The following is a 22,395-nucleotide window of genomic DNA, read 5'->3' on the forward strand; positions in this document are numbered from 1 at the left end:
AGGTGGAAGGAGCCGTCTTAATATAGACGGCTTTCTTTGATATGAGGCAAGTGGGAGGCAACTTTTCAATGGTGAAAAACGGTTGCTACAAATGGCTGGATTTCTTCCCAAGAAAAAAGCTGTTCGATATGATGGACACCAGAGGGGTATTTTGAATCGTACATTTTTTGGGAAACAAAGCATACCATCATGGCTGTTGCATGTGCTTCTTGCTGACCATGGACTTGTATTTCATTTATTTTCCCACCCTGATTTCGTCCAATTACTTTTACAATAAATTTTGGTTTCCCTATATGAATGTGAGAAAACAAGGAAGTTAATATTTGAATAGGGATAAGATGAAGCAGTTTCGTCTTTTTTAAAAAATGGACGCTTTTCGTGATAAACTTCGAGTCAAAGCACAGGTGTGTTTTGACAGTAGGGATAGATAACGTTTGCTGAAGCACATGCTGGTCAGCAAAATTGAAATCATAGGCAGCGTGCCATCCTAACTTCTTACCAAAATAAACTTTGCTCCCTTTCATAAAGCCTTCCACCAATACTCTTTTATTTCCTTCACGGCGATAAAAATTACCTAGTGTTTCTTTTATTGTCCAATCAATGGCAGATTTTCCATGTGAATCTCCTAAACCTAACATGATATAAATTGATAATTCTTCAGTGGACTTTAGTTTTTGCTGCACATGTTTAGCAAGGAGATTGGTTACACCTGGAGCTAAGCCTATGCTTAACGTGGCAGCTGTATTATATTTCTTTGCCATACATGTAAGTTGTTCAATTTTCTGTAAAAATGCATAAGAGGCTGATATATCCATATAATCAATTCCTTGTTGGAAGCAAGCCTCCACAAATTGAGTGTTTTGCTGCTCCACACAAACAATTACTTGCTTAATATGTTTTAAAATTGAAGCATCAAATGGTTTATAAATGTCGAGTGAGATAGCTTGAATAGAGCCATAGCTTTCATTAATTAAATACTGAGCTTTTCGAACATCTCGACCAGCGATGCGTATTTTTCCAGGGTATATACGTTCAAGTTGGCGACAAATGATACTACCAACTTGACCATAACCGCCAACGATGAGTATTTGATCGCGTTCCATAAAAAATTCCTTTCTATTGCTTAATGCAAACATAACTTGTTAGTAAAAATGATTGGAAATAACGGCTAACAGATGTAAAGCCACAGGAAGTTAAGATGGAGATAAGCTCATCTTCTTGTAATAGCTGATAGGTATTATGATAATTTTTTTCAAACTTTGTCGCATGTTCAGTTGATATTTCCTGTTGTTGCATGTAATGTTTCCAAGCGCTTAGTTGCAATTTCATACATTGCTCGGCATCCTTCATCATCATGGAAATAAATAGCACTGCATGAGGCTGTAAGGTATGATAAATTTTATTGATAAACGCTATTTTTTGTTCAAGCCCATCGATAAAATTTAAAACTAATAAGCAGCTTGCTGCATTAAATTGGGCAGTCACCTCATAATCGGCCCAATCAGCTAAAACAAAATCGATGGAGTTGTTTAAATGCCTTGTACGTTCCTTTGCCCTTGCCAGCATCGGTTTAGAGGAATCGAGTGCTAGAAAGTGACAATTTGGTAGGTGTGCTGAGAAGGACACCAATTCTTGTCCTCCGCCAGCGCCAATAATCAGCATTTGTTGAATGGACGGGCTGTGTATAGAAAGCAAATGACTTGTTAAATCATGTAGCAATTCGTATCCTGCAATTTTTCTTGAGATTTGTTGATCGTATGTTTTTACTTGCTTGTCATGCCAATTCAAAAGTAAACAGCTCCTTTATGAAAGTGTGGTAGTCTTTAAGCTGAAAAGATTATGACATCGCCTATCTTTTCTAGCATGTTCATTTATAATAATAAAATTGAAAATAGAAACCTATCCCATAAATGCGGGATTATTAGAATAGGAAGGGGAAGGGTACATGTTTTTACAGCGAATCCATTCAGCTAAAGATTCCTATCATGTTCGAAAAAGGGTTTTAGAGCAAATAAAACGCAGAATTCCTTATGAGGCTTATTGTTTTACAACTGTTGACCCCCAGACGTTATTATCCACAGGGGCAATAACGGATGAACGCATTGAATTATTGCATCCACAATTATTTGAAAATGAATATAAGGAAGCCGATGTAAATCGCTATATGGAATTGTTTGAGCAAAAAATTTATTGCAATACAATTTTTGAAGCAACGAGAGGCGATGCATCACATAGTAAAAGATTTCGAGAAATCTTGTCTCCTCATGGCTTTATTGATGAGCTGCGTGCAGTCATCGTTTATAAAAATCATTGTTATGGCTTTTTGACGTTATATCGAATGGAAGGGCAAGGCGTATTTAGCCAAACAGAAATAAATGACGTGAAACAGTTCCTAACATCTATTGCTCAAATGTTAAAAGAATCTATTTCTTATCAATATCAAACAACAGAGCCATTGGAAGAAGCGGCTATGGAAACAGGGATTATTATTCTAAATCAAACATTAAGTATTATTTCCACTAATCAAGCGGGTTACCACTTTTTAACGTGGTTAAGACAAGAAGAGCAAATAACCGAAAATCATTTGCCAAGACCTATTCGTGCTATTTGTTCGCAGAATAATGGCTCTTTATCTAAAATGATGATGTATGCTTTTAATCATTTTTTTGTGACCTTAACCGTTAGTCCGTTATCTACATCGTCTTCGCAACTAGCTGTATTAATTGAGAGAGTTTCATTGAATGAAATTAAAATAATACTGTTATCCCTTTATCATTTAACAAGCCGAGAATATGACTTAATTAGGTTACTATTAGAGGGCAAATCAACAAAATGTATAGCGAATGAGCTTTCCATATCGACTTACACTGTGCAGGATCATCTAAAATCAATATTTATGAAAGTGGATGTGAATAGCCGAAGGGAACTAATTAGTAAAATTAATGGGATTTGTAGGTAGAGAGAGCAACCTGCAAAAAATAGAGGGAAGGCCACGTTTATGTGCCTTCCCTCTAAATATTTATTTCCTCACAACCGGAATCCACATTTCCCCGAATACTAAGCCATCCTTCTCACCCATTTCAACCGCTGTGTTTGGACCGCCTACATAAGCAACCTCCTGCGCAGCTGGTAAAGCTTGACCGAAGGCGATGCCTGTTAGCAAATTGCTTAATTCTTCAGATGTAGCTGCTTCGCCTTTGACCACTAAATATTCGCCTTTAGGGAATTGAATGATTCTTGTTGCTTCAGGCAATGTTTCATTTGTCATGACGCCAGCATAGTGCATCATTTTGTTATTGACTGCTTCATTGACTGTAAACAGATAATCATTGGTTGCTAAATTCTTTAATGTATCTAGCGTGCCATCCTCTTTGATCCCTTGCCAAAAATCCGCTTTTTCCTTGTTGATGCCAACATAATCGGTATAATCGCTTTTTAGCTCAACCCCTATTCCTAAAACTGTGAAGCCTTCTTTTTCTTCTAAAATATAGTTTCCCATGTGTAAAACCTTCCTTTTCTATAATTTGTGTTTCCTTTGATATACTTATCATAACGTTTAATCGTATCAAAAAATGATACTGTTTAGGAGGACGTCATGAAAAAAGTAGAGCGAATTAATGTCATGATGCGCTATATTAACAATCGCTCCCATTTTACTATTTCTGAAATTATGCGAGAGTTCCATGTTTCGCGCGCGACTGCTATACGCGATATTCAGGAAATTGAGGCGATGGGGATGCCACTTGTTGCAGAGGTTGGGCGAGCTGGCGGTTATTTTGTGATGAACAATTCTATTTTACCCAATGTGCGCTTCACTGATAACGAAATTAAGGCACTTTTTATTGCTTTTATGGCAACAAGAAATCAGCAGCTTCCATATTTAAAAAGTCGCCAATCTTTAGCTGAGAAATTATTAGGCTTACTATCAGAAACACAGCAGGATGACCTTGTACTATTAAATCAGCTGCTGCTTTTTGAAGGGACAAACCCACATAATCCCGATTTACTTGAGCTATCTGATTTGCCACATCCAATGCTAGAGAAGCTAATTCAATTGATTCTTTCAGATAGCTATTTACAGCTCACATTGAATGAGGGGCATTATTCAATTTACCTGTTACATCTTTACCATGAGAAAGGATTATGGTTTATTGAAGGCTTTGATTTAGAAGAAGAACGAAAACGCATTTTTCCTGTTGACCATCTTAAGGATATAGAAGCCCTCATACCGAAAAAGAAAATAAATAAGAAGAAATTGCTTAATCAGCAAGAGGAAATCAACCTTATTCTTGAGTTAGGTCCAAAGGCAATTGCCCAATTCAAAAAATATCATCCATTAAAATTTACATTAGCATTTACAAACGCTTTTCAAACAGAAGCCATTTTGCAAGCCTTTATTGACGTAACCATTGAGGAGGAAGTCGAAGACATTAGCAATTGGCTGCTTTTTTTAGGGAAGGATATGCGAATCAAAGAGATACCACAAATCTTACAGAATAACCTCTTACAATGAAGAGGGCGTCCGAAAAGTCATTTTGGGACGCTCCTTTTTTGTTTACAAAATCCTCATATTCCTTTACACACGCTTTATGTGCCCTTTATATCCATCCTCTATGATAGAGCAGGAATGTCACGAAGGAGGATTTACATGAATGCCATTGAAGTACAGGATTTGAAAAAGGCATACAATGCGGAAGCGACCGTGTTAAAAAATATGGACTTTACGGTGAAGGAAGGCGAATTTTTTGCTATCGTTGGTCCTTCAGGCTGTGGGAAAAGTACGCTGCTACGAATTATTGCTGGTTTAGAGCAGGTAACAGATGGAATGTTAATGATGAATGGGCAGGAAGCGACATATAAAAGGCCGGATGAACGCAATATTTCGATGGTGTTTCAAAATTATGCCCTATTTCCACATATGACGGTTGCACAAAATATTACATTTGGACTGCATGTTAAAAAGATTTCAAAGGAAGAGCAAAAGAAGCGTTGTATGGATGCAGCGCAGCTATTAGGCTTACAGGATTTATTAGAGCGTAAGCCACGCGAGCTATCAGGAGGACAAAGACAGCGTGTGGCACTTGGTCGTGCGATTGCCTCTCAGGCACCGATTTGTTTAATGGATGAGCCATTATCGAATTTAGATGCCAAGCTACGTTCAAAAATGCGCTCAGAGGTGAGACAAATTCAACGCCGATTAGGTATGACGATGATTTATGTTACACATGACCAAATTGAGGCGATGACGATGGCTGACCGTATGATGGTGTTAAATGGCGGGAATATTCAACAAATCGGAAATCCATTACACGTTTATAATCATCCAGAAAATAAATTTGTCGCAACATTTATCGGTTCACCACCAATGAATATGATAGAGGCGACAATTAATCAACAAGTATTGCAAATAACGGATGAATGGCAGCTAGCTACTTTAGCAACAGCAAATAATAAAGTGTATGTTGGCGTTCGACCAGAGCATATTGCACCAGCAGGAAGTGACAAGCCTTCATTTCTTGGCAAAGTGGAGCATGTTGAAATACTTGGTACAGAAACATTAATTATGTTCTCACTAAATGGTGAACAGTGGATTGCTAAATGGGCAGGACAATGGAATTTCCAAGCAGGTGAACAGATTCCATTTAAAGTCGATACAGCGCATTTACATTTGTTTGATTTCGCAACAGAAAAGCGCATTGAAGTGACAGAGCTACTTGCCTCAACGGAGGTTACTGTATGATTGCAGCAAAGGAGCAAGGCGTTGCAAAGAAGGTGAGGGCTAGAAAAGGTATACCAAGCTTTGTTGAAGGCATGTTGTATCTTTTGCCATCTATTTTATTGTTTACTGTGTTTTTGTTTTACCCAATGCTAAAAACAATTTATTTAAGCTTCTTTTTAACAGACGCACAAGGCAATGCAGAGCTATTTGTTGGCTTGGAGCATTATAGCAATTTGCTGCAATCAGAGTCCTTTAGAACGAGCATGAAGGCAACCTTTTTATTCGTTTTATATACAGTACCAGCAGGTATAGTATTGGCGTTATTTCTGGCATTATTAGCGAATCAAAAATTAAAGGGAATCGGCTTTTTCCGCACAATTTTCTCATCAACAATGGGGATGAGTGTTGCTGCCTCCTCTGTGATATGGTTATTTATCTACAACCCAGCAGTAGGTATTGGAAATTTAATTATGAAAACGCTAGGCTTTTCAGAAATGCAATGGCTATTGAATCCTGATACGGCTTTAATGGCGGTAGCAATTTCAACAATTTGGATGAACACAGGCTTTAGCTTCATGATTTTACTTGGAGGCTTGCACAATATTGATACGCACTTATATGAAAGCGGGAAAATTGCAGGGGTTAGTGATTTTTACACATTGCGTAAAATTACGCTACCTTTATTATCACCAACGCTGCTATTTATCGTGACCGTTTCATTAATTAACTCGTTTCAAACATTTGGACAGATCGATATTTTAACAAAGGGTGGACCAATGGAATCTACAAATGTAATTGTTTACTCCATTTATAAGGATGCCTTTGTCAATTTCAATATCGGCTCAGCGAGTGCACAGGCGGTTTTATTATTTGCCTTTATCCTAATTGTCACAATCCTGCAATTTAAATGGGGAGAAAAGAGGGTGCATTATCAATGAGCATTTGGAAAAAGATTGTACTATATGTGCTGCTAATTGCTTCAGCATTCATTATGTTTTTCCCCGTTTTGTATGCCTTCTTTATTAGCTTTATGCAAGGGGGAGAGGTGCTGCAAGGGAAAATCATTCCGAGTAGCTTTGAAATGACCAACTATATCAATGCGGTGCAAAAAGTACCACTCATGCGCTATTTATTGAATAGCCTTGTTGTATCGACGCTAATTATGCTTGGACAAGTGCTGTTCTGTTGCCTAGCAGCTTTCGCCTTTACGTTTATTCAATTTAAAGGCAGAAATTTATTGTTTATGGTGTTCATTTCGACAATGATGATCCCTTGGGAGGCAACGATGGTTCCAAACTTCCAAACGATTCGTGCATTAGGCTGGACAGATACATATTTAGGCTTATCTGTACCATTTTTCGCAATGGCATTCGGCACATTTTTATTGCGTCAGCAGTTTAAAACGATTCCTTTAGAAATGTATGAGGCAACACAAGTAGCGGGTGTTAGTAGATGGCAATTTTTAGTGAAGGTTGTTTTACCTGTTTCTAAAACAAGCCTCGTAACATTAGCAATTTACTGCTTTTTATCTGCATGGAATATGTACTTATGGCCATTGCTTGTGACAAATGACGAAAAAATGCGCACAGTGCAAATTGGCTTAAAGCAAATGCAAACACAGGAAATAGCAACTGAATGGGGCGTCGTGATGGCAGGTGTTGTTATGGTTATTTTGCCAACATTGATTCTTCTATTTTTAGGACAAAAACGATTGCAGGAAGGCCTTATGCGAGGCGCTGTAAAATAAAAGGAGTGTTTATGAAAATGAAAAAGTTATTTTTATTTATGGTATTAACGGTTTTTGCGGTTGTACTAGCAGCATGTGGAGATAAAGAGGAAGCACAGGGTGAGAAAAACGTAGAAGCACCAAAGGTAGATGGCAAAACAGAAGTAGTATTTTGGCATGCAATGAGCGGTGATTTAGAAAAAGTGGTGAATACATTAGTAGATAATTTCAATGCATCACAGGCAGAAATCGTCGTAAAACCAATTTTCCAAGGAACATATGAAGAGGCGATTACGAAATTTAATACAGTTGCAGGCACAAAGGATGCACCAACAGTTATGCAAACATTTGAAGTTGGCACAAAGTATATGATTGATACGGGGAAAATTGAGCCTGTTCAAAAATTTATTGATGCTGAAAACTATGATACAAGCAAATGGGAAAAAAATATTACGAATTACTATGCGGTAGATGGCGTACAATATTCAATGCCATTTAACTCATCTACACCGATTTTAATTTATAATAAAGATGCATTTAAAGCGGCGGGCTTAGATCCAGAAAACCCACCAAAAACATATGAGGAATTAAAAGCAGCAGCAAAAGCATTAACAACAGATGAGCAATACGGCTTCTCAGTGTTAAACTATGGCTGGTTTATTGAAGAGTTAATTGCAGCACAAGGCGGTTTATTTGTAAACAAGGAAAATGGACGTAAAGGCAATGCAACAGAGGCGGTATTTAATAGTCCAGAAGGTCAAAAAGTATTTAATTTAATTAGTGAGATGTATAATGAAGGCACATTCTATAACACAGGACAAAACTGGGATGATATGCGTGCAGCCTTTCAATCAGGTAAAATTGCAATGTATCTGGATTCATCAGCAGGGGTGCGAGGCATGGTTGAGCAATCACCATTCGAAGTAGGCGCAGGCTATTTACCTGTTCCAGAAGGCACTGAATGGGAAGGTGTTATTATCGGTGGTGCTTCATTATGGATGGCAAACGGTATTGCAGAGGAGCAACAAAAAGCAGCTTGGGAGTTTATGAAATACTTAACATCAGCAGAGGTACAAGCACAATGGCATGTAAACACAGGCTATTTTGCGATTAATACGGATGCATATAATGAAGACATTGTAAAAACGGAATGGGAAAAATACCCGCAATTAAAAGTGACTGTAGATCAATTAGCTGCTACAAAACCAACAGCTGCAACACAGGGTGCATTAATTTCTGTATTCCCAGAGGCACGACAAAAAGTAGTAAATGCAATGGAAAGCTTATACCAAGGAGCAAAGCCTGAAGAGGCGTTGAACAAAGCGGTACAGGAAACAAATCAAGCACTTGAATTAGCGAATCGAAAAAAGTAAAAGGGGCGTTCAATATGAGTAAACCCGCAATTTTTGCACATCGAGGTGCAAGCGGTCAATTTCCTGAAAATACGATGTTGGCTTTTGAAGAAGCATTGCGCAGTGGTGTTGATGGCATTGAATTAGATGTTCAATTGACACAGGATGGAGAAGTCGTGATTATTCATGACGAAAAAGTTGATCGCACAACAAATGGCCAAGGCTTTGTAAAGGATTTTACACTAGCTGAGCTAGAGGAATTGGATGCGGGGAGTTGGTTTTCTTCAAAATTTGCAGGACAGCGCTTAATGACACTAGATACAGTGCTCGCTTGGATGCAAGAGGAAGGCAATCATTTACGTTTAAATATTGAGCTAAAAAACGATCAAATTCAGTATGTAGGACTTGAAGAAAAGGTGCTATCTTTAATTGAAGATTACGATTTGCAGGAGCGCATTATTATTTCTTCCTTCAATCCATTTAGCTTACAGCGTGTGCGCATGCAAAATGCAGAGATTGAGATGGGTTACTTAGTTTTAGGTACGCCAGAAAATGCACTTTGGATTGCTAGGGAAATTGGTGCAAATGCTATTCATTGCGAAGCACCATACGCCTTGTCAGCATATGGTGAAGCTGCAAAGAGGGCTGGCTATCCACTGCGCATTTATACAGTAAATGCGGAAGACGAATACAAGCAATTAGTAGAAGCAGGCGTAGAGGTTATTATGACGGACTTCCCAGAGCGTTTTAAATAAATAAGCCGCAGGAGCCTATTTGGTTTCCTGCGGTTTGTTTTTGGTGATATGATGAAATAATAAGTAATGAAGAAGGTGGTGAATGCATGTTTCAACAAATAGATAAAAAGAAGGCTGTTTTAGATGCAAAGCGGCCTTTACCAAAATATACAGTGCAAAGCTTGCGAGAAAAGCTATTTTTAGAATGGACGTATAATTCAAATGCAATTGAGGGCAACACCTTAACAATTAATGAAACAAAAGTAGTGCTTGAAGGTATTACAGTAGGAGGGAGGACATTACGTGAGCATTTAGAGGTTATTAACCATCGAGATGCAATCCGTTATGTAGAAGAAGTTGTACAAAAAGAGGAGCCATTTTCACAATGGCAAATCAAAAATCTACATCATCTTGTATTAAAAGGAATTAATGATGAGTATGCAGGTGTTTATCGTGATCAACAAGTATTTATTTCAGGTGCAACGCATACACCACCAGCGCCGTTTAAAATTCAAGAACAAATGAATGCACTCATAATATGGTATGAAACGGAGGCACAGCAGTTGCATCCTATCACAAGAGGTGCAATGCTACATGTCATTTTTGTAGGGATTCATCCATTTATTGATGGGAATGGTCGCACTTCAAGGCTATTATTAAATTTAGAACTAATGAAAAATGGCTACCCACCAATTGTGATAAAGGTTGAAAATCGTTTGGCATATTATAATGCTCTAGATAAATCTCATGTAATGAAGGATTACCAAGATTTTATTATGCTAGTAGCCTCTGAGGTCGAAGCTTCGTTGGATTTATATTTAAGTGCAATAAACTGATGATAAAACCTGTAAGGACTCGTCCTTGCAGGTTTTTTCGCAAAGCAACTACAGGTTGCACCTTGATGCGCCTAGAACTAGCTTTACTTTTGGTCGTACTTTTTGAATACTGAAAATGTAAGGAAGGGCGATGAGAGAGCATGATTTTTAGTGAACGCTTAAAGCAGGAACGGGAGAAAAAAGGATGGTCACAGGCTGAGCTTGCAGAGAGAATTCATGTGAGTAGACAGTCTGTTTCAAAATGGGAAACAGGCAAAAACTATCCTAGCATCGAAGTGATTATCGAATTAAGTGATTTATTTGGTATTACCATTGATGAATTATTAAGGAGTGACGAGGAATTGAAAGAGAAAGTAATCCAAGATAGCAAACAGCTAGCATATCCAAAGTGGAAAGGCTTTTTTGATAGCATCTTTTTATTAGGAGCGTTTTTATTAGTCGCAAAATTAGCGATTATGGGCTCTAATTATTTCTTTGATACAAATATTTTAATGCTAGAGGGCATCCCGAAATTTATAATGAATTTCCTACCTTTAATTTTAATGGTAGTAGGTGGAGTGGGGAGTGACAACCTAAAAAATAAATATCAATAACGACCATAACCACAAGAATAAGGACGAAAGGATGCATAGTTTTTTGTTAAAATAAATGCTATAAAGGCGGTGGATTGCATGAAGCTTAATCTTACATTTGAAGAGATGTGGGAAAAAATTATCGCTTGTGACTATAAATACGATGGTCTGTTTTTCACAGCAGTTAAAACGACGAAAATTTATTGTCGTCCTTCTTGTAAATCAAGGAAGCCGAAAAAGGTCAATGTAGCATTTTATGATGACAGGAAGGCAGTGGAGGCAGCAGGCTTTCGCCCTTGTAAAAGATGCCAGCCTGAAGTTGAGCATTCGCCACATGATGCGGTTGTAAGGAAAGTTATTGCATTTTTAGTGAACCATTATAAGGAGCCTATAACATTGAGCGATATAGCAGAGCAAATTGGGTTAAGTCCGTATTATTTAGATCGTTTATTTAAACAGGAAACTGAGGAAACACCACGCAGCTATTTGGAGAAAATACGCATTGATAAAGCGGCATATCTTTTGAATAGCACAAAGCTAACAAATTTGGAGATATGTTATGAGGTAGGTTTTCATAGCCCGTCTAATTTCTATAAAGTATTCCGTAACTTAAAAAATTGCTCACCTAGTGAGTACAGAAGAGGGCTTCAATATGCAGTGGAATGACTATCAGGCTTATATCGAAATAGTGCCTCCTAAAGAATTTAGCTTTGATGAATGCTTGATTTATTTAAATCGCTCTGATTTAGAGGTACTACATCGCATAAAAGGTCAGGCGGTATACAAGCTAATACAAGGTGTTTTATGTAAAGTAGAGTGGGTTAATTGCTGTATAAAATCAGAGTTTCTTATGGAAATCCCTCCAGCTACTAAGCGTGAGAAAATCGCAAAGTATATTTGGGAATGGTTTGATTTGGAGCAAAATTTGCAGGAGTTTTATGAAGTGGCTAGGCAGAATCAAATATTACAGCCATTTATTGAAAAATATAAAGGCTTGCGAATTGTTTGCATCCCTGATTTGTTTGAAGCATTTGTTTGGGCGATTAGTGGCCAGCAAATTAATTTAACATTTGCCTACACATTAAAAAAGCGATTAATTGAGCAATTTGGAGAATGTGTTATGTTTGAGGGAGAGTCATTTTGGCAGTTTCCTCAAGTTGAAAAAATTGCGACATTAAATGTAGATGACTTAAAGTCGCTTCAATTTACTACAAGAAAGGCAGAATATATCATTCATATTGCACAGGAAATAATGAATGGTAAGCTTTCGAAGAAGCAGTTACTACAAGAGCAACATATGGAGAAATCTTTAACAGCGATTAGAGGGATTGGTGCATGGACAGCAAATTATGTGATGATGCGCTGCTTACATCAACGCTCCGCCTTTCCAATAACCGATGTCGGCTTGCATAATGCACTAAAGGTTATACTGAATTTGGAGAATAAGCCCACGATCGACGAAATTGAAAGCTATGCAGTGAATTGGCAAGGCTGGCAGGCATACGCAACCTTTTACCTTTGGAGGTCATTATATGGAGAAAAAATATAAATTATACTATAAATCCCCACTTGGCACACTTGAAATCGTAGGAACAGCACAGGCAATCTTTTCAATATTATTTGTGGAAAAGGAAAACATAGTAGAGGATGAAGTGCCACCAGTTTTATCGGAATGCTATAACCAGCTAGATGAATATTTTAAAGGGGAGCGCCAAGAATTCACTGTGCCATATTACTTTGAAGGAACTGATTTTCAAAAAAGAGTGTGGGTCGCTTTAACGGATGTTCCCTATGCACAAACAGTTTCTTATAAAGATATTGCGGTAGCGACTGGCAATGACAAGGCGGTTCGTGCTGTTGGCAGTGCTAATGGAAAAAATAAGCTCAGCATCATTGTGCCATGTCACCGCATTATCGGCTCTAACGGCACATTAACAGGCTATGCTGGTGGTTTATGGAGAAAGGAATGGCTGTTGCAGCATGAGCAGACGATGAAAAAGGGGCCGTCCAGAAAATGAACTTTCTGAACAGCTCCGCTTTTTTACATAGTCAATTTTTGTTTAAAATTATGCTCCTGCGGTGGTCACAATAGAGCTTTTCTGCGACGAGTAATCGCAGGAGCAAATTGTCACCATCCTCGTCGCAAAGGGAGCGCCCCCTTTTGCATTTATTCCTCTACATTGCCACTGTGAAATAGCTTTAACAGCTCACGTGCCTCATCTGTTGAATTAACGTTCATTAGCTCATTTCTTAAGTGGCTTGCACCTTTAAAGCCACGCACATAAATTTTAAAGAAGCGCTGCAATGCTCTAAATGAGCGTGTTTCGAATTCATTTGAATAATGGTCGTATAAATCAAGGTGTAAGCTCAGTAAACTGAGGTATTCTTCCGCATTATGCTCTTGCGGCTCTTTTTCAAAGGCATATGGATTTGTAAAAACACCGCGTCCAATCATTACCCCATCAATGCCATATTGCTCAGCTAGCTTAAGCCCTGTTGTGCGGTCAGGAATATCCCCGTTAATTGTCAGCAATGTGTTAGGAGCTATTTCATCACGCAATTTTTTGATGTCTGCAATGAGCTCCCAGTGTGCGGCAACTTTGCTCATTTCTTTGCGTGTGCGGAGATGGATTGAGAGATTGGCGATATCTTGCTTCAAAATATGGGATAGCCATTCACGCCATTCGTCTATTTCTGTAAAGCCAATCCTCGTTTTGACGCTAACAGGCAACCCACCTGCCTTAGCAGCTTGAATAATTTCAGCGGCTAGCTCAGGGTGCAGAATTAAGCCCGCTCCTTTCCCTCGCTCTGCTACGTTATCAACAGGGCAGCCCATATTAATATCTACCCCTTTAAAGCCACGTTCTTTCATGCCGATACTCATTTGTCGGAAATGCTCAGGATTATCTCCCCAAATATGTGCAACTATCGGTTGCTCGTCCTCTGTAAAAGCTAAGCGGCCGCGTAAGCTCTCGACGCCATCAGGGTGGCAGTAGCTTGCTGAGTTTGTGAACTCTGTAAAAAAGACATCGGGACGTCCTGCTTCAGCAATGACATGACGAAATACAACGTCTGTTACTTCTTCCATCGGTGCTAATATAAAAAATGGCTTTGGTAAATCAAGCCAAAAATTGTCCTGCTTCATAAATAAATAGCCTCTCTTTCAAAACTGTGTCTTGCAAAAAGATAACATATTTATTGGCTAATGAAAATAAAAGAGGGCTGCTGGATTAATCCAGCAGTCATAAATTAACGTGCAGAAATACCACCATCAATGACGAATTCAGAGCCTGTAGAGTAGCTAGATTCATCAGATGCTAAAAATAGCACCATTTTCGATACTTCCTCAGGCTGTGCAACACGCTGTAATGGAATATGCTTTGCAAATTCCTCCACAGCCGCCTTTGTATCCTCTTGTACAACCATTGGTGTGGCAATAACGCCAGGATGTACAGAATTTACACGGATATTGTAGTGAGCACCTTCAATAGCAGCCGCCTTTGTCATGCCACGCACTGCAAATTTTGTATCTGTGTAGCCGATTGCACCAGCCACTAAACCATTTAATGAAGAAATGTTGACGATAGAGCCACCACTCGCTTTTTGCATCGAAGGGATGACCGCCTTCATGCCTAAAAATACAGACACTTGGTTAATTTCTACGATGCGACGGTATTCCTCAGCTGTTGTTTGGAGAATAGATTTTGCCATCGTGATACCGGCGTTATTCACTAACACATTCACTGGACCGAAAGCTTCCTCAGCCTTTGCAATAACTGTAGCCCAATCCTCTTCACTTGCTACATTTTGTTTAACGAAAACGGCATTTTCACCTAACTCTGCAGCTAAAGCTTGCCCGTTTTCTTCATTTAAATCAGTAATAACGACCTTAGCGCCTTCTTCAATGAATAATTTTGCGTGAGCAGCGCCCATACCTTGGGCCGCTCCTGTAATAATTGCTACTTTACCTTCTAAACGAGCCATATTTAAGCTCCTCCTTATGTTAATTATTCTATTTAAAATAAACTACATTTGTAAATTAACAGAACTATCTAGGAAGTGTCAATTTAAAATCCTTATCATCTTGTGATGAAAAGCAACGTTTTAGACAACATGTTATAATTTGTACAAAAGATTGTATGAAATTAGGTGATTTTAGCAATGGCAGCAGAAGATCGACGCATTGTCAGAACGCGCACAAAGCTTAAAGGTGCAATGTTAACTCTATTAAAAGAAAAGAATTTTAAAGATATTTCAATAACAGAAATTGCAAAGGTTGCAGGCTGTAACCGTGTCACATTCTACTCGCATTATGAAGATAGCACAAAGCTATTGGCAGATATTTTTCAAGATTATTTAGATGAGCTTGCACAGTATTATCGCGATAGCTATAAGGGGAAGGAGTCCTTTACACTTGCAGACCCTACGCCAAATATCCCTATCTTCGAATTTGTTTATAACAATCAATTTATTTTTTCGCTTATGCTGATGGGGGAAGTTATTCCAGGCTCACAAAATATTTTTTGTGAAACAATGGGCAGTATTAGCCGTAAAGATTTAAGCTTACAGGATGAGGTATGGTTCGATATAGATGCAGTCAATGCCTATGCCACATACGCATTTTTAGGCTTGTTTATTTATTGGATTAAGCAAGGCTTTCAAAGCTCACCGAAGGAAATGGCGGAAAGGTTAGCATTTTTACATACGACCTCGCTTGGGGAAGTAAAGGTTGTTAGTGATAAATAGAATGACAGTAGTTATAGAATTTGATGCGGTTTTCGATATTCGTTAAAAAGAAGTTGGAGTTAGATAAAAAATTTCGGAAAGACAGCTCAAAAGTGCTTTCCGAAATTCGATATGAAATACGGTAATGAATAGATTGTTAATTCTAAATTGCTACCTAGTGCTTATGAAAGCGTTGTCGAGCAGAGCTTTTTTCAGCGATAACAGGAATATGAGGTAAAACCTTTCCTAAGCCATAAAGTGGCATATTTACATAAATGGATTCGTATGTGCCTTTATTGATTTGATAGGTTTCATGATAAATGCCTACTGTCTCGGTATTGCCTGCTCTTTGATTAAATTGCTTCCATGCAGCTAAGTGCTTTTCGTTTTTCGCATAAGCAAGTAAATCCTCAAGAGAACGCCAATATTGAATCATCGTTGTTGTTTTCAGCCCAAAATAGCTTTCCATCGATAAAAACCCTAATTCCTCTTTGTGTGTGTAAAGCTCCTTAATCATAGCGGGCATCGCTTTAAATACAGGAAACCATTTATGAACAGCAAGACGATTATTCACGCGCATACCAATAATAAAAACGACAATATCCTCTGTATTATCAACTGTATAACGCCCAGTATAAACTTTATCCACCATGTATTACTCCTCCTTTTTAAGTTTTTCCAATGTAAAATTGCACCAATCAATTGCAGCCTGAGTTGTCCTTTTTCCATAATCCAATGTGAACAGCCAATACATAGCATCCTTACTCGTATCTTGTTGAATTGCTTGTTCGATTGCTACATAAGTTTGGTAGCGTCCTGCAAGTGCCTCTTTATAATTTTGTAGCAGCAATTTTTGCTTTTCATAAGATTGATAGTGACCGAAAAATAATTTAAGTAAAACCTCATTACGCTCTGTTGGAAAATGCTCAATTGGCTGCTCTAACCAATTTTTTAATACTTCTATACCTTTTTCCGTTAAATAATATTCATTTTTATCAGGTCGCCCATTGCCTGAGGAAGTACGAATTTCCGCCAATCCTTCCTGTGAAATTAATTTAAGCGTTGGATAAATTTGCCCATAGCTAATTTTCCAAAAATGGTTCAAGCTTCGATCAATGAGCTGCTTAATCGCATAGCCTGATTTGCATTCAGTCGTGAGTATGCCGAGTAGTGCATATGTTGTGTCGTTGTATTTTGTCATATCGCTCCACCTATCTAAAAGATATATATCATTAAGATATATAATAATGGATAGTGATGAAAAATACAAGCTATAATGAAACCCTCTTTCGTTTTTCAACGTAAAGAACAGTAAGTGTAATAGGGTATCTTATCCTATTTTTATCTATGTAAAAATTTGTTTTAATACAAATAAACGAAAAGGGGGGATATTGATGGCGTTTGTGAAATTAAATTGCCCAAATTGCAATGGTAAGCTGAAATATAAGGAGGGGCAAACGATTAAATGCCCTTACTGTGAAACAGAATTGTTGCTGAAAGAAAATAAGGTGTACTATATTAATCAAACAATTAACAATTATTATGGGGAGGCTCGTCCTCAGCAGGCTCCACATGTAAATCCCAATTTCAAGGTGCTGTTATTCATACCAATCATCATCATAGTGGCATTTATGGCATATTTTTTGGCAGTAGATATGAAGGATACAGATAATGTGCAGGTAGCAGCTCGAACAATGCCTGAAAGTGAACCACTTCTCTTTTTCCTAAAAGATGTTTTCAACAAAGGAGAGGCACTGCCTACTGAGGAGGAAATCGCGACGATTCGTTATTTCTTTGCTCGAAAATTGGAGGATCAATGGCATTTTGACTACAGCTTTGATGACCCATTTTCGAATGAGCAGGCGGAAATATTCAGCTATACATTACTGGATAAGCTATTAAATAAAGAGAAGATCGACCAGAAGGATTTTGAAGCTCTTACAGGCTTAACAAAGCTACAGCTAAATGATGAATATGATATTCAACAAAGCGAGCAATTAAGCTTTGGGCATTTGAAAGGTTTAAAAAGCTATTCAGGTGCCTTCAATGAATCATTTTCTAGAATTGCCGAGTTTATAGGGGATAAATCAAAGATTACAGAGCTTTCTATACAAATTCGAAGCAACAATGAGCTTGCATTATTACTCGACTTTCCAAATTTGCAGTCACTTGAAATTACATATATGGATGAATCGGTAACAGATTTCCATGTGCTTAATCAGCTAAAGCTAAAATCCTTTGCCATCCGTTATGTAGACAATTTGACTTGGCTATCCTCATTAACAGATTTGCAAGCCTTAAAAATTGCTTATACAGATACGACAGATTTTAGTGCATTGTATGCATTAAGCCAATTGCGTGAGCTCACTATAGAGCATGCACAAAGCTTAAAAACATTAGATTTTCTACAAAGTATGCCAAATTTACAGATGCTGCACTTGAATTATACGTATGTTACAAGCTTAGAGGCTATTAGAAATAAGCAGTCTTTGACAAAGCTAATTTTAGAAAGCAACTCAGAAATAGATTCGCTTGAAGTTATAGGTAGCCTACCTTCTTTAACGGAATTGAAAATAACAGGCTATTCTAAAGCAGATATGCCAGTAATTGTTACACCAAATCTTCAGAGGGCAGAAGTAAAGGATACGCTTATACCAAAGCTACAGGCACCTGCTTTAAAGGAATTAACCGTTTATCTTAATGATGATTTTGATGTAGCGCAGTTAGTAAAATTCCAAAATCTAGAGCGGCTTTCGACCTTTGAGAGTGAGGAGCTAATTAATATTCGCGCACTTAATCAATTACCTAGCTTGCAAGCACTCGATTTAAATGAGGCGTATTTCTTTAATGAAACGAAGGAATTATTTACTTTGCAGCATGTTAAAGCGCTAAGCTGTACAGAATGCTATTTCCGTTTTACGGATGACAAGCCATTGGAAAATAATACGTTAGAGCATTTAACATTGAATAAATCATCATTTGAGCTAGGTAGCGGTGATTGGTTGAATGATGACAATAAAATGGTGCCATATTTCGCCAATATGACAGCACTGCGTTCTTTTACAATGCAGGAAGGTTCATTGCAATCGCTAAGCTTTATGGAAAAATGGCAGCAAATCGAGGTACTGCATCTGGAAAATAACGCAATTAGCGATATTGAGCCATTGGTGAAGCTAGCTAATTTGAAAAAGCTCTACATTACAGGGAATTCAGTGCAAAATAAATCTGTTTTGGATAAAGGGGTATTGGTTTATTAAGAACTTCCAATACAACAATAAAGGCAGAAATCATCATTGATTTCTGCCTTTTGTTATTTTCTTAAAGAAGACATGCCTCTATCTACATCCTATCAAAAACTGAATTATAAGTCTATTTATTTGTAAGAGGGCATGTGATAATGAATTTGCGCAAATACTTCATAACGTTATGATGAAACGAGAGGCAAGGATGAAGCAAAATATTTATGACAACAATGATTTTTTTGAGCAATATAAAGCATTAAGAGCACAGGAACATAATTATAATAATTTATTGGAAAAGCCTAATTTTTTTACGCTTATGCCAGATGTAAAGGATAAGGTAGTATTAGATATTGGCTGTGGGATGGGGGATTTTGCGGCAATCTGTATGGAGCGAGGCGCAAAGCATGTAACAGGTATTGATATTTCCACTAATATGATTGCTATGGCTAGGAGCCTTTATACTGATGCAAATTTGAATTTTAAACAGGTACCCTTTGAGGATTTTACAGTGCCTGCTGCTTCCATAGATTTGATTAGCAGCTCATTAGCATTTCATTATATTGCTGATTTTTCGCAGCTTATTGAAAAAATTAGTTTGGCATTGCGGATGGATGGCATCTTACTTTTTTCGATTCAGCATCCGATTGTGACAGCGAGCAAGGCGCAAACGGGATGGTGCTTAGATGAGCACAAAAACCTAGTGCATTATGCAGTCGATGATTATCACAGTGAGGGCTTACGCAAATTGGATTGGTTTGTTGAGGGTGTTGAAATGTATCACCATACATTGTCTACGCTTGTAAATACATTGATTGAGCATGGGCTACAAATCGAAAAAATAATTGAGCCTAAGCCAACAGAGGAAGCAATCAAGCAATTGCCTAAAATCCAAAAAGAACTGCGGCGCCCGTCATTTTTAATTGTGAGAGCGAGGAAGGTATAATTAAAACAGCAGCACGAACCTTCATTGTGGTTCGTGCTGCTGTTTTTTGAAAAATAATATAAATGCTAAATATAGTCCATACTAAAAACGCATTGCAAAAACTGCGTCTTTATGATAAATTTATATAGTTATACGCTAATTTTGTAAATAGTATAAAATATCCCTATAATAATTATAGCGTATCGTTTATTGCAAGTCAACCCATAAGGAGTGAATGCTATGAATTTATTATTTCAACAACAACAAAAGCATGTAAATGGTGTGATGAAGACGATTGCATCACAAATGAATCGACTGGAGAAGGAGGCTTCGCAGCGACAAAGTGATGTGATGAATATTCGTAAGCATTTTTGGGATGAAGTGAAAGTGAATACGGACACTTTCGATGATTTTCTTGAAACGATTATTGGATTAAGACAGGAAGCGCAAGCATTGGCAGTCAGTCAAAGCACCCATCAGCATGCTGCAAAAAGGTTGGATGTATTGCAGCGTATGCAGAACATTCCTTATTTTGGGCGAATTGATTTTACAGAGCAAGGACATAGTGCTACAGAACAAATTTATATTGGAATCTCGTCATTGATGGATGAAGGTGGGGAGGATTTCCTTATTTATGATTGGCGAGCACCTATTTCTAGCGTATATTACGATTATCAGCCAGGACCTGCGCAATATAAAACACCAGAAGGCATCATCTATGGTCAGCTGGAGAAGAAATGGCAATATTTAATTCGTGCGGGTGAGCTTCAATCTATGTTTGATACAAGTCTAACGATAGGTGATGAAATTTTACAGCAAGTTTTAGGTAAAGGCACAGATAAATATATGCATAGCATTGTGGCAACAATCCAGCAGGAGCAAAATCGCATTATTCGTCATGACAAAGGTAGATTGCTTGTTGTACACGGTGCGGCTGGTAGTGGGAAAACATCTGCTGCAATGCAGCGTGTTGCCTATTTACTATATAAATACCGCGACAGCTTGAATGCAGAGCAAATTATTTTATTTTCACCGAATGCGATGTTTAATAGCTATGTATCGAATGTACTACCAGAGCTTGGGGAAGAAAATATGCAGCAGGTGACATTTCAAGAATATTTAAATCATCGATTGAGCAAAGAGTTTCAAATTGAAAACCCTTATGACCAACTGGAATATTTATTGACGACAATGGATACAGCTACAAGGGTCGCAGCTATCCAATTTAAAGCATCTGTACGCTTTTTTGAGGTGATTAAATCTTATAAGGAATCGCTGGGGCTGTCGGGTATGCTGTTTCAAGATATTATGTTTAGACAAAAATCTATCGTGACAGCAAAGGAAATCGCTGCACATTTTTATAGCTATGAAACATCATTGAAATTTCATCATCGTCTTGAAAAAACAAAGAATTGGCTGCTAACGCAAGTGAAGGAATTTGAAAAGCGAGAGTGGTCAAGGCCTTGGGTAGAGGATGAAATCGAGCTGTTGAGCAACGAAGAATATCATAAAGCTTATGTTTATTTAGCGAAAAAGAAAGGCTTTAATCGCGATTCAGTAACAGATTATGAAATGGAGCCAAAAATGCTAGCAAGGCTTTTAGTCCATCAAAAATTAAAGCCATTGAAAAAGCGCATTGCTGCATTGCATTTTATTGATATGAAGGGTATTTATCAGCAATTATTTACAGATACAGCACTGATGCAAAAATTGCTAGAGGAGCGCTTGCCACTAATGTGGGAGGCAATTTGTCAGATAACAGTGGACACATTAGAAGAAGATAAACTATTTTATGAGGATGCGACACCATTTTTATTAATGAAAGAGTTGATTCAAGGCTTTCAAACGAACCTGTCCATCAAGCATATTTTTATTGATGAGGCACAGGATTACTCACCGTTTCAATTTGAGTTTATTAAGCGTTTATTCCCTATTGCTAAAATGACGGTGTTAGGGGATTTTAATCAAGCGATTTTTACACATGCGAGTGGTGTAGTCAATTTTGATGTGCTGCAGCATTTATATGGACAAGAGGAAATGGAAGTTATCAATTTGGCGCAAAGTTACCGCTCAACAAAGCCAATTATTGAATTTACACGTCAGCTCATTCCACAAGGTGAGCACATTATTCCTTTTGATCGTGATGGAGAGCAGCCTGTTGTGACACAAGTAGCGAATGAGGAGGAGCTACATCTCGATATCAAGGCGAAGGTTGAAGAGCTGAAAGGCTTAGGCTATCAGAGCATAGCAATTATCTGTCAATCGGCAGCGGAAAGTAAACATGCATATGAAGCATTAACAGCTATTGAAGATATCATCCTGTTAAAAAATAGCTCACCAAAGTATGAGCAAGGTGTTGTCGTTATTCCAGCATATTTAGCGAAGGGCATTGAGTTTGAGGCAGTAATTATTTATAATGCATCAGTGTATCGAGATGAAAGTGTGCGTCGACTTTTTTATACAGCTTGTACGAGAGCGATGCATTGCTTACAGCTATATAGTGTAGGGCAGCCAAGCTCCTTTTTACAGAAGGAGTAGATAGTTCACAATCGGCTCATTCTACGGTA

At 37.9% G+C, this 22,395-nt stretch carries 23 protein-coding genes; 16 read left to right on the plus strand and 7 right to left on the minus strand.

Annotated elements, in window-relative coordinates; all coding sequences use genetic code 11:
• Positions 1–65 precede the first annotated feature (65 nt).
• A complete protein-coding gene (locus tag R6U77_RS05320) occupies positions 66–1,103 on the minus strand; it encodes a saccharopine dehydrogenase family protein (RefSeq protein WP_319837711.1) in 1,038 nt (345 codons plus the stop codon).
• Positions 1,104–1,116: 13 nt separating this feature from the next.
• Positions 1,117–1,788, minus strand: a complete 672-nt coding sequence (locus R6U77_RS05325; RefSeq protein ID WP_319837712.1) for a class I SAM-dependent methyltransferase — start codon at positions 1,786–1,788, stop codon at positions 1,117–1,119.
• Positions 1,789–1,945: 157 nt separating this feature from the next.
• On the opposite strand from R6U77_RS05325, the gene R6U77_RS05330 reads away from it, so the two are divergent.
• Complete coding sequence (locus tag R6U77_RS05330; protein ID WP_319837713.1) at positions 1,946–2,959, plus strand: helix-turn-helix transcriptional regulator; 1,014 nt, start codon at positions 1,946–1,948, stop codon at positions 2,957–2,959.
• 60 nt (positions 2,960–3,019) lie between these two features.
• On the opposite strand, the gene R6U77_RS05335 is transcribed toward R6U77_RS05330, so the two are convergent.
• Entirely contained in the window at positions 3,020–3,499 is a 480-nt protein-coding gene (locus tag R6U77_RS05335; protein WP_319837714.1) for a GyrI-like domain-containing protein, read from the minus strand.
• A gap of 96 nt (positions 3,500–3,595) precedes the next feature.
• Here R6U77_RS05335 and R6U77_RS05340 point away from each other — a divergent pair, with 96 nt between their 5' ends.
• The 11 genes from R6U77_RS05340 to R6U77_RS05390 all read left to right on the plus strand — a co-directional run bounded on the left by R6U77_RS05340 (position 3,596) and on the right by R6U77_RS05390 (position 12,957).
• On the plus strand, positions 3,596–4,513 hold the full coding sequence (locus R6U77_RS05340) for a helix-turn-helix transcriptional regulator (RefSeq protein WP_319837715.1): 918 nt from the start codon (positions 3,596–3,598) through the stop codon (positions 4,511–4,513).
• A gap of 135 nt (positions 4,514–4,648) precedes the next feature.
• A complete protein-coding gene (locus R6U77_RS05345; RefSeq protein ID WP_319837716.1) occupies positions 4,649–5,740 on the plus strand; it encodes an ABC transporter ATP-binding protein in 1,092 nt (363 codons plus the stop codon).
• A gap of 71 nt (positions 5,741–5,811) precedes the next feature.
• Complete coding sequence (locus R6U77_RS05350; protein WP_319838342.1) at positions 5,812–6,657, plus strand: carbohydrate ABC transporter permease; 846 nt, start codon at positions 5,812–5,814, stop codon at positions 6,655–6,657.
• Complete coding sequence (locus tag R6U77_RS05355; RefSeq protein ID WP_319837717.1) at positions 6,654–7,466, plus strand: carbohydrate ABC transporter permease; 813 nt, start codon at positions 6,654–6,656, stop codon at positions 7,464–7,466. The genes R6U77_RS05350 and R6U77_RS05355 overlap by 4 nt, the downstream gene beginning before the upstream one ends.
• A gap of 17 nt (positions 7,467–7,483) precedes the next feature.
• Complete coding sequence (locus R6U77_RS05360; protein WP_319837718.1) at positions 7,484–8,818, plus strand: ABC transporter substrate-binding protein; 1,335 nt, start codon at positions 7,484–7,486, stop codon at positions 8,816–8,818.
• A 14-nt stretch (positions 8,819–8,832) separates the two neighbouring features.
• A complete protein-coding gene (locus R6U77_RS05365; RefSeq protein WP_319837719.1) occupies positions 8,833–9,552 on the plus strand; it encodes a glycerophosphodiester phosphodiesterase in 720 nt (239 codons plus the stop codon).
• A gap of 86 nt (positions 9,553–9,638) precedes the next feature.
• Entirely contained in the window at positions 9,639–10,367 is a 729-nt protein-coding gene (locus R6U77_RS05370) for a Fic family protein (protein WP_319837720.1), read from the plus strand.
• A 140-nt stretch (positions 10,368–10,507) separates the two neighbouring features.
• On the plus strand, positions 10,508–10,960 hold the full coding sequence (locus R6U77_RS05375) for a helix-turn-helix domain-containing protein (RefSeq protein WP_319837721.1): 453 nt from the start codon (positions 10,508–10,510) through the stop codon (positions 10,958–10,960).
• Between the two features lie 78 nt (positions 10,961–11,038).
• A complete protein-coding gene (locus R6U77_RS05380) occupies positions 11,039–11,605 on the plus strand; it encodes a bifunctional transcriptional activator/DNA repair enzyme AdaA (RefSeq protein WP_319837722.1) in 567 nt (188 codons plus the stop codon).
• Positions 11,592–12,488: a DNA-3-methyladenine glycosylase family protein gene (locus tag R6U77_RS05385; RefSeq protein WP_319837723.1), complete on the plus strand. Its 897-nt coding sequence runs from the start codon at positions 11,592–11,594 to the stop codon at positions 12,486–12,488. The genes R6U77_RS05380 and R6U77_RS05385 overlap by 14 nt, the downstream gene beginning before the upstream one ends.
• Positions 12,472–12,957: a methylated-DNA--[protein]-cysteine S-methyltransferase gene (locus R6U77_RS05390; RefSeq protein ID WP_319837724.1), complete on the plus strand. Its 486-nt coding sequence runs from the start codon at positions 12,472–12,474 to the stop codon at positions 12,955–12,957. Before R6U77_RS05385 ends, R6U77_RS05390 begins: the two co-directional genes overlap by 17 nt.
• 149 nt (positions 12,958–13,106) lie before the next feature.
• On the opposite strand, the gene R6U77_RS05395 is transcribed toward R6U77_RS05390, so the two are convergent.
• Together R6U77_RS05395 and R6U77_RS05400 are read right to left on the minus strand one after the other, a co-directional pair.
• Positions 13,107–14,084, minus strand: a complete 978-nt coding sequence (locus R6U77_RS05395) for a tRNA dihydrouridine synthase (protein WP_319837725.1) — start codon at positions 14,082–14,084, stop codon at positions 13,107–13,109.
• A 104-nt stretch (positions 14,085–14,188) separates the two neighbouring features.
• On the minus strand, positions 14,189–14,923 hold the full coding sequence (locus R6U77_RS05400; protein WP_319837726.1) for a glucose 1-dehydrogenase: 735 nt from the start codon (positions 14,921–14,923) through the stop codon (positions 14,189–14,191).
• A gap of 177 nt (positions 14,924–15,100) precedes the next feature.
• Between R6U77_RS05400 and R6U77_RS05405 the strand changes: the two genes are divergently transcribed.
• A complete protein-coding gene (locus R6U77_RS05405) occupies positions 15,101–15,685 on the plus strand; it encodes a TetR/AcrR family transcriptional regulator (protein WP_293929877.1) in 585 nt (194 codons plus the stop codon).
• 154 nt (positions 15,686–15,839) lie between these two features.
• Here the strand turns inward: R6U77_RS05405 and R6U77_RS05410 are convergent, their stop codons facing one another.
• On the minus strand, positions 15,840–16,316 hold the full coding sequence (locus R6U77_RS05410) for a DUF4188 domain-containing protein (protein ID WP_319837727.1): 477 nt from the start codon (positions 16,314–16,316) through the stop codon (positions 15,840–15,842).
• A 3-nt stretch (positions 16,317–16,319) separates the two neighbouring features.
• A complete protein-coding gene (locus R6U77_RS05415; protein ID WP_319837728.1) occupies positions 16,320–16,865 on the minus strand; it encodes a PadR family transcriptional regulator in 546 nt (181 codons plus the stop codon).
• 193 nt (positions 16,866–17,058) lie between these two features.
• Here R6U77_RS05415 and R6U77_RS05420 point away from each other — a divergent pair, with 193 nt between their 5' ends.
• From R6U77_RS05420 to helD, 3 genes are all read left to right on the plus strand, one after another.
• The gene (locus R6U77_RS05420) at positions 17,059–18,921 is read left to right on the plus strand and encodes a leucine-rich repeat domain-containing protein (RefSeq protein ID WP_319837729.1); all 1,863 of its coding nucleotides are present in this window, start codon (positions 17,059–17,061) and stop codon (positions 18,919–18,921) included.
• Positions 18,922–19,111: 190 nt separating this feature from the next.
• Positions 19,112–19,849 carry a class I SAM-dependent methyltransferase gene (locus tag R6U77_RS05425; RefSeq protein ID WP_319837730.1) on the plus strand — a complete coding sequence of 246 codons (738 nt, stop codon included), beginning with the start codon at positions 19,112–19,114 and terminating at the stop codon, positions 19,847–19,849.
• Between the two features lie 219 nt (positions 19,850–20,068).
• Positions 20,069–22,366, plus strand: coding sequence for an RNA polymerase recycling motor HelD (gene helD / locus R6U77_RS05430; RefSeq protein ID WP_319837731.1), 2,298 nt, complete (start codon positions 20,069–20,071; stop codon positions 22,364–22,366).
• Positions 22,367–22,395 lie beyond the last annotated feature (29 nt).

The sequence above is a fragment of the Lysinibacillus louembei genome, from assembly GCF_033880585.1.
Taxonomy (GTDB): Bacteria; Bacillota; Bacilli; order Bacillales_A; family Planococcaceae; genus Metasolibacillus; species Metasolibacillus louembei.